The sequence below is a fragment of the Acinetobacter sp. V2 genome (assembly GCF_001188385.1).
In the GTDB taxonomy this organism is placed as follows: Bacteria; Pseudomonadota; Gammaproteobacteria; order Pseudomonadales; family Moraxellaceae; genus Acinetobacter; species Acinetobacter oleivorans.
Genome location: NZ_JZFB01000007.1, coordinates 49,522 through 50,696, shown reverse-complemented (window position 1 = coordinate 50,696; position 1,175 = coordinate 49,522). Strand labels below are relative to the sequence as shown.

Here is a 1,175-nt window from a genome sequence, read left to right as displayed (position 1 = left end):
TTCACTTTGCCGTAAGGACGGATATCGGTGAATTCAATGTGTTTTAAAGGCTTGCCTGCAGTATCCCAAATATCGATGGTTGCTGTAACAAAGTTGTCTTTGAGGATACACATGCGACGTTTGCTATAACCAAAGTCACTCTTCACAGTATTATTGATTGGCGTTGCTTCAATCGTGTAGCAATCTTTGCCATTAAATTTGCCATCTGCCAGTTTAGTGTACTTCCAGTCACTTAGCTTATAGCCAAGTACATCACCATAACTAAAGTCCGTACCAATAAAAGCATCGCCCTTATTTGCTGATGCAAGACGACGTACTTTTTTCAATGCAGGCAAATAGACAAACATGCTATCACTGCCTTTTGCATTCTCAATCAACAGCGTCGTGGTTCCCTGTACATCTGCTGGTGAGATGAATTCAGTCAAACGCATATTGTTCTGAGTATTTCCAGCAAGCTTGGTCATATTTTTAGTCAAACGTACGCGTTGCTCGCCGCTTTTAGATGTCAGCACAAATTTAGCACTAGCACTTGAAGATAAGAACTTAGAAGCATCATCACTACGGTTAACAATGTCTTGAACCTCATCTGCATGAGATGTTTTAGGCATCGACATTGTGAGTGCCGTACCTAACAAGAGACTTGTCACAACAGTTTGTGCAACGGTAATGTTCTTCTTATTTGAGGGAAAGATAAAACGAGGTTTCAACATTAGAATCATTGTAGGTACCATAATTAAGGTTGCAAATACACTGAAAAGCATCGCAATCACAATAAACATCGCTAGCCATTGATGCACATGGAAGCCTTGCGATAAGGACAATACGCCATATCCACCAGCAACAGCAGTCGCAACAAAAAGCGAAGCCTTACCAGCAGTACTTAAAGTTTTACGAATAGCATCTTTGATATCACTACCCTCTTCACTCAAGATTTCTCGCAAGCGGTAGAGGAAGTAAATGGCATAATCTGCACCAATACCAACCGCCATAGCTGAGATCAGAGAGTTCGGAATATTGAGAGGAATGTCGAGCCAGCCCATCACACCAAAGATCGCAAGGATCGAGAATAGAAGTGGTGTTAGGACAATGAGTCCCGCAGAGAACGAACGGAAAACTAGCGCAGAGATAAAGAATACGGCAAATGAAATCTGTAGAATATTCATAAGCTTGCCGTG

General features: G+C 41.7%; 1 protein-coding gene. It reads right to left on the bottom strand.

The window, feature by feature from the left end; translation table 11 throughout:
• Nucleotides 1–1,175: outer membrane lipoprotein-sorting protein (locus tag UC75_RS22175; protein ID WP_228137455.1), on the bottom strand; the 1,175-nt coding region annotated here is incomplete at both ends.